The following is a 16722-nucleotide window of genomic DNA, read 5'->3' as shown; positions in this document are numbered from 1 at the left end:
AAACTATTTTCGCAGGTTAATAAGTTTCATCAAAATTAAAACTGCAAAAGATGTCGTCAATCTTAATTAAAGCTGCAACTGTAGTTAACGAAGGAAAGCAAACAGTTTCGGATGTATTCATCAAGGATGGTTACATAGAGAAGATCGGATCCTCCTTAAATGTAGCTGCCAGTAAAGAAATAAATGCTGAAGGCAAGATCCTGATTCCGGGATGTATAGACGATCAAGTTCATTTCCGCGAGCCGGGACTTACTCATAAAGCAGAAATTTTTACCGAGAGCAGAGCTGCAGTAGCTGGTGGTATTACCTCGTTTATGGAAATGCCGAATACTGTTCCGAACACTATTACCCAAGAATTGCTTGAAGAGAAATATACTATTGCATCCAAAAGGTCATTAGCCAATTACTCTTTTTTTATGGGAGCAACAAATGATAATATTGAAGAAGTATTAAAAACCGACCCTAGGTCAGTTTGTGGTATTAAGGTGTTCATGGGCTCCTCTACAGGGAATATGTTGGTAGATAACGGCACTGTGCTGGAAAAGATCTTTTCTTCTGCTCCTATTCTAATTGCTACCCATTGTGAGGATGAACAGACTATCAGAAATAATTTTGCAGCTTTTCAGGAGAAATTTGGTGAGAATATCACTCCAGAGATGCATCCTTTAATCAGGAACGCAGAAGCTTGTTATAAATCATCCTCATTAGCAGTAGAATTAGCGAAAAAACACGGAGCAAGATTGCATATCCTGCATATTTCAACCGAAAAAGAGCTGTCTCTTTTTGAGAATACAACACCACTGGCAGAGAAGAAAATAACTGCAGAAGCATGTATCCATCATCTTTGGTTCTCTGATAAAGACTATGCTGAAAAAGGAAACTGGATAAAATGGAATCCAGCTGTTAAGGCAGAAAGTGACCGGGATGCTATTTTAAAAGCAGTTTTAGACGGACGCATTGATGTAATTGCTACCGACCATGCTCCCCATACCATTGAGGAAAAGCAAAAGAGTTACTTGCAAGCACCCTCGGGTGGTCCTCTGGTGCAGCACTCGCTGCTTGCTATGCTTGAGTTTTATAAACAAGGCAAAATTAGTCTGGAAGCCATAGTAGAAAAGATGGCTCATAATCCAGCCATTTGCTTTAACATTAGTAAGAGAGGCTATATCAGAGAAGGTTACTGGGCCGACCTGGTTCTTGCAGATCTCAGTTCTAAAACGGATGTTAATCGAGAGTCAGATCTTTCGAAGTGCGGATGGAGTCCTTTTGATGGTTATACATTTAATTCTGCAATTACCCATACTTTTATATCAGGAAATCTTGTCTACGAACATGGAAGATTTAATGAGTTAGGCAGCGGTAAGCGATTGAGTTTTGAGAGGTAACAAATCGTAATAGATATAAATAAAAAAGTCCCGTTCAGTTTATGTCTGACGGGACTTTTTTATTACATATTATTTAATTACTTAAGTTCTAAAGCGACTACTGAGTGTGCTGGTAATTTTACCTTAAGGACGTCGCCTTTTATGTCGGCGCCTTTGAAGGTAACCGGAACAATTTTGTTAGGATTTTCGAAGGAGTTAAAGTCCTGAAGCTTAGCGGAAGTTAGAATACGGCCACTAACGGTTTTATATTTAGCTCCTTTTACGTTGATAGAAATCTCTTGTGCTGCTTTAGCGTCAATGTTGGTAAGAGTTACGTGAGTAAGTCCGTCCTTGCGTGAAGCAGAACCGCTTACTGCAGGTAGTTTATCATTACCTAAACTATAATTGTTCGTTTTAATAGTAAGTGGCAACCACTCTGCATCCTGGTGTACATTGTACATCTCCAATACATGGTAGGTTGGAGTAAGGATCATCTTCTCTTCATTCGTTAATACAACTGCTTGTAAAACATTAATAGCCTGAGCAAGATTTGCCATTTTGATCCTGTCTGTATGGTTATTAAAGATATTAAGAGTTAAGCCTGCGATCATTGCATCACGAATAGTATTTTGCTGATATAAGAAGCCTGGATTGGTGCCTGGTTCTACATCGTACCATCCTCCCCACTCGTCAACTACTAAGGCGATTTTCTTGTTTGGATCGTACTTGTCCATTATAGCAATGTGTTTGTTCACCAGCTCCTCCATAAAGGAAGCACTTTTCATTGTAGCAAAATACTGCTCTTCTGTGAAATCAGTAGATGGTCCTTTTTTATTCCAGTTTATTACTGAATAATGATGCAGAGCTATTCCCTCCATAAGATTTGAAGGAATATTTTTCATCAGGGTTTCTGTCCAGTTATAGTCAGCTGAATTAGCTCCAGACGCAATTCTGAATAATTTAGTGTTGTTATCCCAGTTTGTCATGAACGTGGAATACTTACGAAATTCGTTTGCATAGTAATCTGGCTTCATGTTTCCACCGCAACCCCAGGCTTCGTTACCAACTCCCCAAAAGGAAACTTTCCAGGGCTGGTTCCTTCCATTTTGTCTTCTGAGTTTAGACATCGGACTTTCACCCGCGAAGTTTACGTACTGTACCCAGTCTGCCAATTCCTGAACCGTCCCCGTGGCAAGATTACCTGCCAGGTAAGGCTCGGTGTTTAACAACTCACACATGTTAAGGAAGTCATGGGTACCGAAGCTGTTGTTTTCAGTAGTCCCACCCCACCAGGTATTAACTATGGAAGGTCTTTGATTTTTAGGTCCAATACCATCCTTCCAGTGGTACGTATCGGCAAAACAGCCGCCCGGCCAGCGTAAATTTGGGATCTTTAATTTTTTCAGCGCATCAACCACGTCAGTACGTATACCATCTTTGTTAGGAATTTTCGTATTGTTTTCGCCCACGTAAAATCCTCCGTAAATACATCTGCCCAAATGTTCTGCAAAGTGACCGTAAATGTGTTTGCTGATCGTTCTGCCACTGGGGCTTGTACTTAACTCGGCTGTGTTTTGTGCCCTGGTGCCTAATGCCATTGAAGAGGATAGCAACAATAAAAGGAGCTTTCTCATTTGTAAATAATAATTGGTTTTAGTAAATAAGTGTTTGTTTGACAGTTATAATTGTAAGCGCTAAGATATGCCTTTTTTTTCCAAAAGCAAGCATAGTTATCATATTTCTATTCCGGCTATTTTACCTATGATTTGAGATAATAGACGATATATCCAATGAGCTCCTTAATGTATTTTTCCCATTTAGATAGCGTATCAGCATTGGGAAGGAAACTGTCAATGGATAAACGCTCATGACCAGCAATGTAGTTACAGGAATATGGAACCACTTCTACACCGGCTTTCTCGAATGTTAGAAGAGATCTTCGCATATGGAAGGCTGAGGTAACTAACAAATATGGAGGGGGAATGTTATTTTTTTTTAATAGCCGCTGAGTGAAAATGGCATTTTCAAGCGTATTTCTGGATTCATTTTCAGTTAATACCTCTTTTGGATCTACCTTAAAGTCTTTAAGTATTTCAGCGGTCCATCGGCTTTCTCTGAATGATTTTGGTAAAAGTACATTTGCATTTCCACCTGTAAAGACCAGGTAACTAACCCTTCCTGAAATTTTTAACCGGGCACCCTGGATAAATCTGTCTGAAGCCCCGTTAAAATAACCTCCTCCATTACGGTCTTCGCTACCATAACCACCTAATACTATTGCTGCATTGTAATGCTTGTTGTCAGGCCTGGTAGTAATGTCCCAAATGCGGGCATAGGAATTTTGAAAGATAGGCAAACTGAAGAAGAGCAGCAGGAAAAACCCGCTTAGCAGAAATCGCTTTTGTAATTTCTTATTGCGAGAAAAGATGGACAGCAAAAATACAAGGACAATCCAGGTAATAGGATAAATGAAGATTACCAAAAGCTTGGATAAAAGAAAAAACATAGTAATTCGATTTCTATGCAAGGATAGTAAATTCTAAAACTTTATCCTTATCACTAAATGAATTACTATGCTAAGCTGAATTTTTAGAACGCTGTATTCATTGCTTTGCTCTCCCAGGTGTTGATATCATCGGCCACCGATCTAAGCTTATTTTTTATAGCCTCATGAGCCTCTGGTCCCAAAGGAAGACGTAGTGGAGGATTTTCACTTCTAACTATTTCTACGATCACGTTTGCACCTTTCTCAGGATCATTAGGTTGTTTGCCAGAATAGCCATTTATTGTTGTAATTAGTTTTCCAGCCACGCTTGCATAATCCTCAATCACGTCAGCCGAGCGTTTAGAAGAATTTCCCGCCCAGCTAGTCCTGAATGGTCCTGGTTCTACAATCGTTACTTTTATATTCAAGTGAGCGGCCTCCAATGCCAAAGCTTCACTAAAGCCTTCAAGCGCAAATTTGCTTGCATTATATAGTCCTAGTCCTGGGGCTGAACGAAATCCTGCCTGCGACGAGATTTGCACGATGTGCCCTCCCTGTTGCTTTCTCATCAGAGGTAAAACCGCCTGGGTTACAGCAAGTGCCCCAAAGAAATTCGTTTCCATTTGCAGTCTTGCTTCTTCCATGCTCACTTCTTCAACAGCTCCAAAAAGGCCATAACCTGCATTATTCACCAATACATCAATTCGACCAAACTTTAAGATTGCGGCGTCAATGACTCCCTTGATTTGTGCATGTTCATTAACATCTAGTAAAACACCATAAGTTTTACCAGGCACCACTTGTGAAAATTCCTCAATTTGTTCTTCTTTTCTTAGAGTACCGATCACTATATCTCCAGACAGCGCTGCTTGCCTTGCAATACTTCTTCCTAAGCCTCCTGAAACTCCTGTTATAAACCAAATTTTCTCCTGATTCATTTTAATTCTTCCTTTTACTTAATTAAAGATCGTTTGAACTTATATAGTTATTAAGGGTTGCTAAATTACCTATCGCATCGCCCATTGTATTGTTGAAATAGGTATAAATAGTTTTACCCTCCTCCTGCCAATCCCGGATATAGTAGGAAAACTCACTAAGAAATTCGTCAGAATAACTGCCGCGATAATTTCCACCAGGTCCATGGAAACGTAAATAAATAAATTCTGCCGGATTATCCGTAAGAAGGTTCGACGATTCTATTTTATCATGTATCACCAGGCTTGATCCAGAGCTCTCCAGTAACTCGGATAGCTCATCATTATACCATGAGGCATTACGGAGTTCCAGTGCTATTTTCCATCCGGTTGCTGTTTCCTGCTCTTGAATAGACCCTAGTAAGGTTTCAAGCTGTCTGAACGCAGCATTTGTAAGGCTGGGAGGAAATTGTACAAGTAAACAGCCCTTCTTTTCCCCAACCTCTGAAATGACCTGCATAAACCTGGCTACGTTTTCCTTGTTGAATGTTAGTCCTTTATTGTGAGTAATATCCCGCCACAACTTGAAGGTAAATTTAAAATCATCAGGAACAGTATCTGCCCACTTCGCAACAGTTTTCGCCATGGGAAGCTTGTAAAAGGAGCTGTTGATCTCTATGCTATTTAATAGCGAGGCATAATAGCATAGTCGGGGTTTGTCCTGATATTCCTCTGGATAGGACATTTTGTTTTTAACTGGTAAAACAAGTCCGCTTGTTCCTGCATAAATATTCTGGGATCGCTTCAAATTCATGCCCCTCGTGATTTCCGTCAAATTAAGTTCAGAATAGGGAACTTAAGGGATAAACATATTGTTTGCGGATTGGTTATTAAAGTAAAAAACTCTTCATGAGAAAAATAGGCTCTATCGTTGCAATTGTTATTGCTCTTATCGTAGTTGGAATTATCTACTACAAGTATTATTACGTCTTTGGTGAAGGCGTGAAATCGGGTGAGTTAAACTACCTTGTGAAAAAGGGGAACGTTTTTAAAACGTACGAGGGTAAGTTGATCCAAAGCGGTTTAAGGGGCGGAGCTGCCGGAAGTATTCAGTCTTATGAATTTCAATTTTCGGTTACTGATGAACATATAGCAGAAGAGTTAATGAAGAATTCTGGAAAGACCTTCGACCTTCATTATAAGGAATATCATAACACTCTCCCATGGCGAGGTTTTACCCGATATATTGTCGATTCTATCTACTCCATGAAAGATCCGGTCGAAATCAATTCTCTGCGATGAATACTCCTGGCCTTTTCTCCTCTGGTTATAAACCAAGCTGGTATTTTAATACTTTTGTGGTATGAACTTTTCTTCGCGTTTGTTAGAGAACGCAGTTAATGAATTCTCGAGACTTCCAGGAGTTGGACAGAAAACCGCCCTGAGGTTAGTGCTTCATCTTTTAAATCAGCCAGTAGCCGATGTTGATCGTTTTAGTGAAGCATTGAAAAAGATGAAGCATGAAATACGGTTCTGTGATACCTGCAGGAATATTTCGGATACGGCAATTTGTGATATATGCAGCAATCCTAAAAGGGACAAGAATTTGGTGTGTGTGGTGGAGGATACGCGGGATGTTATGGCTATTGAAAATACTAATCAATATAATGGGGTTTATCACGTGCTCGGAGGATTGATCTCTCCTATGGATGGAATAGGGCCCTCAGAGCTTAATATTGAATCATTGGTGCAACGCGTGAAAAGCGGCCAATTGCAGGAAGTGATCCTTGCATTAAGCGCTACGATGGAAGGTGATACTACTATATTTTATATTTACAAAAAATTAAAAGAGTTCCCGGTAAAAGTTACAACTATAGCCAGAGGTATTGCTTTTGGTGGCGAAATTGAATATGTAGACGAAATTACTTTAGGAAGATCAATTGCAACCAGGGTTCCTTATGAGAATTCTTTTCTGAAGTAGGTTTGGCTATTAAATAAAAAGCCCCATCACTATTTTTTTGTAACGGGGCTAAAAACAAGAGAACTTACGTTGATTTTCATCACCATTATCTGTAGCTGCCACTCGGCGACTTAAACCTTTCGTTGTTGGGATCCGGCTCGTTCTTCGCCAGCATCTCATTGTACTTTTCGAGCAAATAAATGTATTTATTCATCCAGTAGCTCACGGTATTTGGGTTTGCTTCATCACTTGTATCCCTGGGTGTGAGTTTCGGCTTACCTATATCGGCTCCTGTATTTTCCTTGATTATATTGGGAAGTTCGATAGCAAAATCGTTGGAAAGAACATTACAAATTCTGTGCAGGATGTATGGTCTGATAGATTTTTGCTTGAACCAATTATATAGCGATCGCCTGTTAACGTGCATTTTTCGGGCAACTTCACTAATGCTTAAGTGATTAACCCTAATTAATTCTTCGATTAATTCACCAATATGCATTTCGGATTTCATTTCTCTAAGGTATTTTAATGATAATTGACTAAGTTCTTGTCTCTTGCTTTCGTATTTAAGTAGATCTTTTATATGGTTTGCAGCATGGCATCCAACTCTTCAAAGCGTGAATTGTTACTCCTGTATTCGGGAACTATTTCTTTCATTTTTCTTACCAACTCTGTTTCAGACCCGTACATGTTAATTTCCAGCAGATCACTAATGTTCTCCATCACGAAGTTGTAGGGGTATTCTACAACTTTCGAAATCTTGATCTTTTGATGATAGGTAGGGATAGTTGCCTCCTTTTGGTTCAAAAGTTCTTCATATAACTTTTCGCCTGGTCGCAGTCCTGTATATTCGATTTTAATATCTCTATCAGGTGAAAGGCCGCTCAGGCGTATCATGTTCCTCGCTAGTTCTGAGATTTTAACGGGTTGTCCCATGTCAAAAATAAATATCTCACCTCCCTGTCCCATTGCTGCTGCCTCCAGTACTAATTGCACCGACTCAGGTATAGTCATGAAATATCTGGTGATCTCAGGATGTGTAACGGTTATTGGTCCTCCTTTTTCTATTTGCGCTTTGAATCTTGGAATAACAGATCCATTTGAGCCTAAAACGTTTCCAAATCTGGTGGTGATGAATTTGGTTCCCAAGGTTGTACTTTCACTAAGAAAACGCTCGTCTCCAGTTAGAAGTAGATCATTGACCAGGGAATTAGAAGATTTTTGATTAAGAGCCTGCGTATAGATCTCTGCAAGACGCTTTGATGCTCCCATTACATTGGTGGGATTTACAGCCTTGTCTGTTGAAATCATCACAAATTTTTCAGCCTCGAATTCAACAGCTAGATCAGCCACGTTTTTAGTTCCAAGGACATTTGCCAAAATGGCTTCACTTGGATTGTTCTCCATCATGGGCACATGTTTATAAGCCGCGGCATGAAAGACAATTTCGGGGCGATGAGCCTTAAAAATCTTATAGATCGAGCGGTGATTCTGGACATTGGCCATACATAACACAACTTTCGCCTCTAATTGCTTATCCTCCAGTTCCAACTGTAAATCGTGTAGAGGTGTTTCTGCCTGATCTACAAGGATTATACTGGATGGTTTATATTCTAAAACCTGACGTACGATCTCAGATCCAATAGATCCGGCTGCTCCTGTGATTAAGATACGTTTTCCGGAAATCTCCTGGATGATATTCTTCTTCTTCAGTACTATTGGTTCTCGCTGGAGCAGATCCTCAATTTTTAAATCCTTTATCTGATTCTGCTTTAGCTGCCCATTCAGCCATTGGTCTGCAGGCGGAACTGTTAGGACTTTTATTCCTAATTCCATGCATTCTTCCATTGCCTGACGCGAAGCATATTTGTTGAGACTGTTGCTTATAACGATCATCTCCGAAACATTGTGCTTTTCTTTCAGGTCTGAAATTGCGTAGAAGTTGTATACACGAACTTGTTCAATACGTTTTCCAACCCGGTCCATATCACTATCGATGAAGCCTGCAATTTTATATTTAAACTGTGGATGATTCTCTAGAGCTTGTTTTATTAGAACTGATGCTTTTCCTGCTCCGTAGATCAGGATTGTATGGACATCTTCAGATTTGTCTAATTGTGAGATATTGAAAACCTTTTTTACCCCAGAACGAAGCATCACTAACATACTCGAGGATATAAAAAAATTCAAGACCACTGTCTTTTGAAAAAGTTCGTAGTTGGTACCGGGATTAGTTACCAGTATATAGGGTATGGATACCCAGTAAATGGAACTGCAGATAAGTGACGCTGAGAACACTCTTAAAATGTCTTCGGTATTGGAATACCTTATCATGCCCGTATGTATCTTCATAACAGTGAATACGCCTATTGATAGTATATTATAGGATCCCGTATAAAAAAGGAATTCTTTAGAAAAAATACTTATAAAGTCAACTCTGTGTGTCATCAGAAATGACATGGATAAAGCCCAAAAGATAATTAACTGGTCAATCAATAAGATCAGCCAGCGAGAGTAATTTCTCTCACTAATTCTGTTAATCATAGCGTAGAATTTTTGAAGTTAAAAGCTGGTTCCGGTATATCCGGGATTAGGAATTATTCAAGGATAACGTTCTGTAGCGGTATAAGGGAAAGAAATCTACTTCTTCGTGAGGGTCTATCCCCCTATCATCTAATAAGGTTGCATAGAGCTCTTTGTTCACTACTTGCCTGAGACTATAATAATCAAAGGATAAATTAGAAAAGCCTTTTTTCCAGTCGAACAATGAATCTTCTTTGAAGCCAACCCCCCCACCAAGGTGCAGGTATTTCATTCCTTTCTCCCGGCCAAACTTACTCACTTCATGAATTAAAAATTTTGTTGGAGATTCACGTAGGTAGTCTGTGCGCGTAGCAAGCAGATGTACCTCCAATATTTCATTTGTTAAGCTGATAATTCCGCCACAGATTGGTAGATTTTCTGCATAGACAAGAAATAATCTACTATCAAAATCTGTGGAGTGAATAATGCTGGAAAGATATTCTTTGGAAAAAAGATAGCTATCACAAGCATCTACCCGACGCATGTTCTCCAGATATATTTCACGAAACAGTTGAATGTCTTCATCGCTCTTACCTTCTTTGAGGTAATATCCTTTTTCTTTTATTTTTCGAATATCTACTCTATAAGCTCTTCTATAAGCTCTTTTCTGTTCTTCGTCAGATTTGGTGAGATCAATTGCGATGGTTCTACCATTGGGTGTTAGTCCAGAAAACCTTTGCATCAGTTTGCCTTGATCCAGCAAAGGATGCAGGCGAAGGAAAACAGAAACAAACTTTTGTTCGTGTAGGTATTTGTTAAAAGCTGAGACAAAGTTTTCCAGAAAATCTTCGGGAAGGTCTTTGATATCCTTATTAGAAATTGGGCCGGTATATCCATAAACACAGGTTAGATCAAAGAAAGGCGTTCCGTTAATTGGTCGTTTGACTAAAGGGATGGCAAGGAAGTCGTCAGTTTCATGATATACAAGTAAGAAGGGTTCACCTGTCTGCTCAATTGAATGGTAAAGCCAGGTATGATAGAAATCATATTGAACAGAATTACTTATATACCACTTCCATTCACCTTTTTGATGAAGAGTAATAATTTTTATCATAAGGTTTTAATTATTTTGATAAAGTAATATTGTAGTTAGGGAGGATGAACTGGTTTAGGTCTCTGTTACCAGTGAGGAAGTAGAGGTAGTGATTGAGTTATATGCAGATCTTGATAGAGCCATCTCTATAAAGTCTTCATTTTCACTACATTCTGTAAAGCCAAATTTCTTGTAGATATGTAAAGCCGCGGTATTATACGTGTGCACCTCAAGCGATATCATTTCTAATCTCAGTTCGTTAAAGCCAATTTTAAGGATCTGACTGGTAGCGTCCTTGCCAATGCCCTTGCCCCAATAGGATTTATTGCCAATAAACAAATGAAAAACTCCTTTTGAATTTTCAATGTCCACTATTTGTACATTTCCAATATACTCATGTGTATCTCTCAAGCAAATTGCCCGACGGCATTCATTATCCTTTTTATAGCAGTTTAATAGCCATTTCTCTTCAATCTCGGCTGAGATAGGTTCTTTAGGGCGGAATTTTGTGTATTTCCATATCTCCGGAATGTTTCTCCATTTATATGAAGTACTGGCGTCTTCGATCTTAAGTGCTCTTAAATAAATGTTCGTTTTCATAATAATTGGTTTATGACAGTCACCATTCTTTCCATGTCATCCAAATCGTAACGATGATCAATCGGAAGTGCTATCAGGTTTCTGGAAAGGGTATTTTCGAACATTGAACTGCTCGTCCATTTAAAAACATTAGGCCAAAAAGTAGGCACGAATATTTTTCTCTGAATGAGCTGAGCTTTCAATCCATCTCTAGGCAGTAATAAAGGATAAAGTTGCGGAGCGTCGCCCTCAAAAAATTCAATCGGCAGTTCATTCTTTTCTTGGAGAAATTCATTCAGGAAAGAGAAATTAGCATGCCGTCTTTCTCTGCAATATTCATAGTTGATGGTACCTAATATTTTTTTTGATAGTTCAGACATTTCCTTAAGAGATACGCTTAATAAAGTAGTACTGTGTTCTACATAATCGCCGTATCCGGCTTCAGTACCCATATCAATACTTTTGATAAGGTGTGAAAAGCGATCACATGATACATCTTGCTCCAGTTCTAAACGCCATAAGCTATTCAGCTGAAGGTAAGAGCCATCCGGAACGCCAAAAAACTTACGGCAAGAGTAGAAAGTGTCAATTCGGGGAATTGGATGAGAGAAAAAAGCCTGAGAATTATCGATGATCAGGTTTTTCAACTGATTAGCTAACCGGCTTACTGTTTTTTGCTTTATACCGAAATAGTTGGTATAAACAAAGCAGTCGTCTGGGCTCATTTCAAAGTTAATGACCGGATCAAGATTCCTATCAATATGATAAAATGTGTATTGAAGACCCAGGTCTTTTACTGGCTTAAGCATAGCCTCACAAGTGAAGTATGGTAAGTAGACGTGTTTATAGCTATGGACCTTCAGGATATATTCAAAGGCATTTGTTCCAGTGTTTACTTTTATTAAAGAGGGGTAATATTCCTCTTTTTCAGGAAGTTGAAGCTCAATATATCCCCCCAAAGGTTTTATTGAATGAGTAACGGGATGATCTTGCTGACGTTGTTGCATAAGTGAATGTGTGGTAGAATTTGTACATGGAGTAGGTTAACCCTGATCAGGTTGATACATTCTCTTGTGAACAGGTTGATAGTACTCTTGTAAGTTTGCCGGAACGCGGGATTTGTAGCCTAAAACTTGTCTTAGTTCTTCGCTTAATGATTCACCAAAGTCGTAGCCTAAAGATCTGGGATAATCCAATTGCTGCTTTAAGAAGGGACGAGTGAAGCTTAAGGTTAATACGCGGCGAAGCTTATCAGTGGTATTGGTACCCGCAGCATGCCATAAATTTGAATCAAATAGTATAATGCTGCCTTTTTTTGCTACAGCCCGATCTGCCTTCGCGTAGAACGCTTCCGGATCTGGTTTTTCATCCACCTTGTGAGAACCAGTGAGCATATAGGTTGCTCCATTCTCTTCAGTGAAATCGTCCAGGAGAACCATCATTTGTACCATAAGTTTCACATCGCCCATAAAGCTCCTTATGTCGCGGTGGATATTTTGAACGTAAGGGGTATTCCCTTTTGCATTCATCACTCCTCCAAAAGCGTTTACGACATAATTGCCTTTGAGAAACTGCTTCATTTCCTGATCACAAAACATCTGGCCGAGGAACTTCAAACCAAAACCCTCACTGTCGATGAGGTGATGCAGAGTTCCTTCCATATTAATGGAAATACCGTTCTTTACCTGAACCTGTCGTCTTACCTCGTAAGCTCTTATAAGGTCTTCGTTTATTTCGTCAACAAATGTTTCGTCTAAAGCATTTTCATAGACTATCCATCCGTATTCGTTAATTGCCTTTGTGAAATCAATCAGAGAAGCTTCTCCATATTTAAATTTGTTTTTCATGATATAGTGTATTGTAAGTTTGGAAAAAGCGGGTTACTCTGTAGGTTCTGCTGTTTCAGCTATTCTGCTGCGGTATAAGGGAAAGAAACCTTGTTTTAACCGGGCCGCTCCCTTCTCTTCGACCAACGCATTGTATGCGTTATTGTCTGCTATGAATCGCCAGGTATAGTCGTCGAGGGTAGTTTTTGTAAAAGACGCTTTAAATTTAAAAAGAGAATCTTCTTGCCCTCCTACTCCCCCGCCCATATGGTAGTACCGGGCTCCTATCCTGCGTCCAAGCAAGCTTACCTCGTCTGTAATAAATTTGCTTGGCGACTCTTTCAAGTAGTCTATACTCGTGGCTGAAAGATGTTGCCTTATAATATCCTTTGAATGTAGAAGAAGAGCACCTCCTGTCGGAATCCCCTGATCATAAACCATCATCAGTGTACTAGTCTCTTGATTTAATTCAAGAAGGTTCGCGAAGTACTCTTCCTTGAAAAAGTAACTTCCTGAGGCACCTACCCTTAACATATTCTCCGTATACATTTCAGCAAATTGTCGGATTGCCTTTCGGTCACTACTTTCTACCACCTTATAATTTCTGGATTTCAGACTTCTGACCTGTTTAGCAAGTCGTTTATCATAGCCCTCTATTTGATCTTGGTATGGGACAGTAAGGTCGACGTATAATGTTTTCCCGTTTTCGTAGATTCCTCCAAACCTACTTAGCAGAAGGCGTTGATTAATAAAAGGATGCAGGCGCGAGAAAACGCTTATACAGTTTTCCTTGGTCATGAAGTCCATAAAGGAATCCTTAAATTCCTGCAAGAGGCCCTCTGAAAGGTTCTCAAATCTTTCGTTAGATACAGGGCCTGCATATCCATACACTGAAGTAAGGTCATACAATGTCGAATCGGGAATCCTGCGTTTAATTAGCGGAAGCGCTATGAACAAATGGCCTTTTTGCAAAACAAAGAGCACAGGCTCGCCGCTAGGGTCTATGTCATGATACTCCCAAAGGTGGTACGCATCGTAACTAATGGCCCTTTTGATAAAATGATTCCAGTGTTGTTTCTCCTTAATGGTTAGAAAAGTGTTCATGGGTTTAGTGATGTGAATTGTCTGGTGGCTATTAAATGAGTTCCATTATCTTAAGCATTTGCTTATTGACTAGTTGAACATCAAATTTTTCTTCAGCATACTTTCTTCCATTGATGCCGAATTTTACTATATCGTTGGGATTAAGTATAAAATACTCCATTTTAGCAACAAGGGATGGGATATCCTTAACAGGCACAAGAAAACCATTGGTAGCTCCTGCTTTTATGTTAACTGTTTCTCTGCAGCCAACAGAATCGCTGGTAATTACCGCGCGGCCCATGGCTAGTGCTTCAAGAATGCATCTTGGTACCCCCTCTCCGTAATATGAAGGTAGAACCACTACTGAAGTTCTTTTTATGTGCGGTCTTATATCATTTACCTGGCCTATGTAGTCAAGTACTCCTGAAGTTTTTATTTCCTCAAAAAGAGACTTATCAATAGAATCGATATTATTGTCGTACGAGCCTACCAGCTTAAATCTAATTTGGGGGAACTGGCTTCTTATTGCTTTAGCCGCCTTGTAGTACTCGTTAATTCCTTTAGCATTGATAAGACGGGCAATCATAACAAAACTGATGTTATGGGAGTCCGGAACAGAATAGTCGTAATGACTCAAGTCCACTCCTGAACCATTAACGACAAAAGCCTTGCTATTCTCATCTATAATTCTCTGATTAAGCAGTGTTTTATAGTCATCTTTGTTCTGGAGGATTAAATGAATTTTGTTCCGTTTATCCAAGCTCTTTCTTAGGAGAGCACGTGTTATTTTTTTAACGATAGTATTTTTGGATTGACTGTCAGCAAAGTTGTACCCCAGTCCGCTCAACATTGGTGCAACGAGTTTTACCCGGCAAAAATTGGCTACTAATGATCCATATATTACTGGCTTCAAGGTATAGGGGAAAAATACGTCTGGCTTCAAAGAATGGATAACTTTGAAAAGTTTAAGGATATACTTCAAGTCTGAGAACACCGAGACATTACTGCCATTAAGACTTGTTTCGATGATAGTTACCCCAAAGCTTTCTAGTTTTTTCCTGATAAATTCCTGCGCTATGACAGGTGTAAAAACATATACCTTGTTATTCAAGGACATTGCTTCTATTAGTTTGCCTCTAAACTCAAGTATTGTTCTAGGTGTGTCGCAAGCAATGAGTACTCGTTTTGCATTCATAAGCTGATGGGTTAAATAATAACGGGTGCATTTCTGTAAGTTCGGGTCAAGTTTAATCCGGTATTGGAAAAGAAGGATGTTGGTCAGTAGAACGGGAAAGCTTTAGCCTTCCGTTAGAAAAATGAAATGTAATAATTACTCTCTACTATAATGGTTAAAACTCTCAAAGCCACGCGAAGTGCTTTGAGAGTTTTAAATAGTAAGCATATTTAAATATGCTTACTATTTTGGGCCTGCGCCTGCCTGTACCACTGAAGGTACTTGGTCTACTGGAATAACACTTGAACTGTATGCGTAAATGGAGGATGGCGTCCAGGAAGAAGCGGGCGTTGTGATTCTATTTGGCCCCGAGTTTACAAATCTATTAGTATTTATATTGCTTAAATAGCCCGGTTTTGCACCAGCGTCAGTTCGGATTGGAGTGGATACTTTCTCAAAGAAGTTCTTTTCGACATCCACAATCGCTCCCATAGAAGAGAGTATACCGTAGCCATTCACATTTCTAATGTAGTTATTAAACACATGTACGGTACCGAACCTTACCCTAGGCTGTCGTTCTGTGGCGTTGTAGAAGTAGTTCTTGTATAGGCTAACTTTTGAATGGCCGATATCCTCAACATCCCCATCGTCAGCACCAATCAAAACTGGTTTATAGCTATCGTGAAGCTTATTCCATGATAGCGTGATATAGTTTGACCTGTGGGAAATGTCAATTAACCCGTCATAATATTCCCAATTTAAAACACTTCTATTGGCAGATAAATCACAATGGTCCACCCATATATGGTGTGATGACTTTATGTTGATGCAATCATCATCGTTAATATTTATAACATTCTTGATTGTTAAGTTCTGAATAATAACATTTGATGCATTATAAATTCTGAAACCAAAGCCTTCGCATGTTGCTCCCTTTAATCCAATAATGGACTTGTTTGATTTAACGCTTATGCTACCCATTCCAAATAACCTTCCAGAAACTTTGATTGTCATTGGAGTATTTGATTCGACAGCTCTTTTTAGAGTCGAGAAAGAACTAACTGTTACTATTGCCCCCCCCTGGCCTCCTGTTGTCTTACCACTAACATTGGCGTAGCCAATAAGGTTTGAAAGGGCTAAAGGCTCAGCCGAAGTATCAGTGTTATTGGTTGGTTGAGAAACCGGATCACTACTAATTACATAAGTATACTTCCTTCCGTTTATTCGCGGATCTGTATTGTCAGATGAAGAAAAATAAAGATCTGAACGCCAATGGCTAAAACGACCTTTACCATCTGATACTATTTCGGTATGCCTGGAGTGTGACGGCCCAAGTTCAACTCCATTCTCAAAAATTCTAATGGTTGATTTTGAACGATTCAGATCTGAATCCCCGTCGACTTCCAAATTCAAATTATACAGTTGATAGCTATTGCCTTGTTTAATAGCACCTGAAACATCCAGCACATTCACTTGAGTTGGCGGTAGCAGAAGAGTACTTGCTGTCGCTGCACTTACAGTCCCGGATTGAATCTCTACTAAAGCCGGATTTTCTTCCATTTGAGGATCCTTGCTGCATTTAGAAAACAGCAGAATTGCCGATAATAAAAAGAAATTACTACTCTTAATTCTAAAGCTCATCTTTTTGTACAACATAATTTAAAACTTTATAAATGGTTATTTGTATCGCCGATCTTAAAGAGAGGTTAAACAATTGTGCC

16 protein-coding genes are annotated in these 16722 nt (G+C 39.3%); 3 read left to right on the top strand and 13 right to left on the bottom strand.

Translation table 11 applies throughout. From position 1 onward, the window contains the following. Nucleotides 1-50: 50 nt before the first annotated feature. Nucleotides 51-1385 (top strand): dihydroorotase, encoded by a 1335-nt coding sequence (locus J4N24_RS07580; protein ID WP_207533071.1) that lies wholly within the window; start codon nucleotides 51-53, stop codon nucleotides 1383-1385. A gap of 77 nt (nucleotides 1386-1462) precedes the next feature. On the opposite strand, the gene J4N24_RS07575 is transcribed toward J4N24_RS07580, so the two are convergent. The 4 genes from J4N24_RS07575 to J4N24_RS07560 all read right to left on the bottom strand — a co-directional run bounded on the left by J4N24_RS07575 (nucleotide 1463) and on the right by J4N24_RS07560 (nucleotide 5577). Then, nucleotides 1463-2998 (bottom strand): alpha-N-arabinofuranosidase, encoded by a 1536-nt coding sequence (locus J4N24_RS07575; protein WP_207533070.1) that lies wholly within the window; start codon nucleotides 2996-2998, stop codon nucleotides 1463-1465. 125 nt (nucleotides 2999-3123) lie between these two features. After that, nucleotides 3124-3870 (bottom strand): YdcF family protein, encoded by a 747-nt coding sequence (locus tag J4N24_RS07570; protein WP_207533069.1) that lies wholly within the window; start codon nucleotides 3868-3870, stop codon nucleotides 3124-3126. Nucleotides 3871-3953: 83 nt separating this feature from the next. Continuing rightward, nucleotides 3954-4787, bottom strand: coding sequence for an oxidoreductase (locus J4N24_RS07565; RefSeq protein WP_207533068.1), 834 nt, complete (start codon nucleotides 4785-4787; stop codon nucleotides 3954-3956). Between the two features lie 22 nt (nucleotides 4788-4809). After that, nucleotides 4810-5577: a DUF72 domain-containing protein gene (locus J4N24_RS07560; RefSeq protein WP_207533067.1), complete on the bottom strand. Its 768-nt coding sequence runs from the start codon at nucleotides 5575-5577 to the stop codon at nucleotides 4810-4812. 95 nt (nucleotides 5578-5672) lie between these two features. On the opposite strand from J4N24_RS07560, the gene J4N24_RS07555 reads away from it, so the two are divergent. Then, nucleotides 5673-6065: a hypothetical protein gene (locus tag J4N24_RS07555; RefSeq protein WP_207533066.1), complete on the top strand. Its 393-nt coding sequence runs from the start codon at nucleotides 5673-5675 to the stop codon at nucleotides 6063-6065. A gap of 61 nt (nucleotides 6066-6126) precedes the next feature. Continuing rightward, the gene (gene recR, locus J4N24_RS07550; RefSeq protein ID WP_207533065.1) at nucleotides 6127-6744 is read left to right on the top strand and encodes a recombination mediator RecR; all 618 of its coding nucleotides are present in this window, start codon (nucleotides 6127-6129) and stop codon (nucleotides 6742-6744) included. Nucleotides 6745-6829: 85 nt separating this feature from the next. Here the strand turns inward: recR and J4N24_RS07545 are convergent, their stop codons facing one another. The 9 genes from J4N24_RS07545 to J4N24_RS07505 all read right to left on the bottom strand — a co-directional run bounded on the left by J4N24_RS07545 (nucleotide 6830) and on the right by J4N24_RS07505 (nucleotide 16642). Next, nucleotides 6830-7234 carry a MerR family transcriptional regulator gene (locus tag J4N24_RS07545; RefSeq protein ID WP_207533064.1) on the bottom strand — a complete coding sequence of 135 codons (405 nt, stop codon included), beginning with the start codon at nucleotides 7232-7234 and terminating at the stop codon, nucleotides 6830-6832. 68 nt (nucleotides 7235-7302) lie between these two features. After that, nucleotides 7303-9267: a polysaccharide biosynthesis protein gene (locus J4N24_RS07540; protein WP_207533063.1), complete on the bottom strand. Its 1965-nt coding sequence runs from the start codon at nucleotides 9265-9267 to the stop codon at nucleotides 7303-7305. Between the two features lie 46 nt (nucleotides 9268-9313). Continuing rightward, nucleotides 9314-10360, bottom strand: coding sequence for a GNAT family N-acetyltransferase (locus J4N24_RS07535; RefSeq protein ID WP_207533062.1), 1047 nt, complete (start codon nucleotides 10358-10360; stop codon nucleotides 9314-9316). 54 nt (nucleotides 10361-10414) lie between these two features. Further along, nucleotides 10415-10939, bottom strand: a complete 525-nt coding sequence (locus tag J4N24_RS07530; RefSeq protein WP_207533061.1) for a GNAT family N-acetyltransferase — start codon at nucleotides 10937-10939, stop codon at nucleotides 10415-10417. Beyond that, nucleotides 10936-11925, bottom strand: a complete 990-nt coding sequence (locus tag J4N24_RS07525) for a hypothetical protein (protein WP_207533060.1) — start codon at nucleotides 11923-11925, stop codon at nucleotides 10936-10938. Before J4N24_RS07525 ends, J4N24_RS07530 begins: the two co-directional genes overlap by 4 nt. A 36-nt stretch (nucleotides 11926-11961) precedes the next feature. After that, the gene (locus tag J4N24_RS07520) at nucleotides 11962-12765 is read right to left on the bottom strand and encodes a phytanoyl-CoA dioxygenase family protein (RefSeq protein WP_207533059.1); all 804 of its coding nucleotides are present in this window, start codon (nucleotides 12763-12765) and stop codon (nucleotides 11962-11964) included. 33 nt (nucleotides 12766-12798) lie between these two features. Further along, nucleotides 12799-13848, bottom strand: a complete 1050-nt coding sequence (locus J4N24_RS07515) for a GNAT family N-acetyltransferase (RefSeq protein ID WP_207533058.1) — start codon at nucleotides 13846-13848, stop codon at nucleotides 12799-12801. A gap of 31 nt (nucleotides 13849-13879) precedes the next feature. Then, nucleotides 13880-15022, bottom strand: coding sequence for a glycosyltransferase family 4 protein (locus J4N24_RS07510; protein ID WP_207533057.1), 1143 nt, complete (start codon nucleotides 15020-15022; stop codon nucleotides 13880-13882). Nucleotides 15023-15244: 222 nt separating this feature from the next. Continuing rightward, nucleotides 15245-16642, bottom strand: coding sequence for a pectate lyase family protein (locus J4N24_RS07505; protein ID WP_207533056.1), 1398 nt, complete (start codon nucleotides 16640-16642; stop codon nucleotides 15245-15247). Nucleotides 16643-16722 lie beyond the last annotated feature (80 nt).

The sequence above is a fragment of the Desertivirga arenae genome (genome assembly GCF_017355785.1).
Taxonomy (GTDB): Bacteria; Bacteroidota; Bacteroidia; order Sphingobacteriales; family Sphingobacteriaceae; genus Desertivirga; species Desertivirga arenae.
Note: the sequence above shows the minus strand (reverse complement) of the source record. Positions and strands in the feature narration are given on the sequence as shown.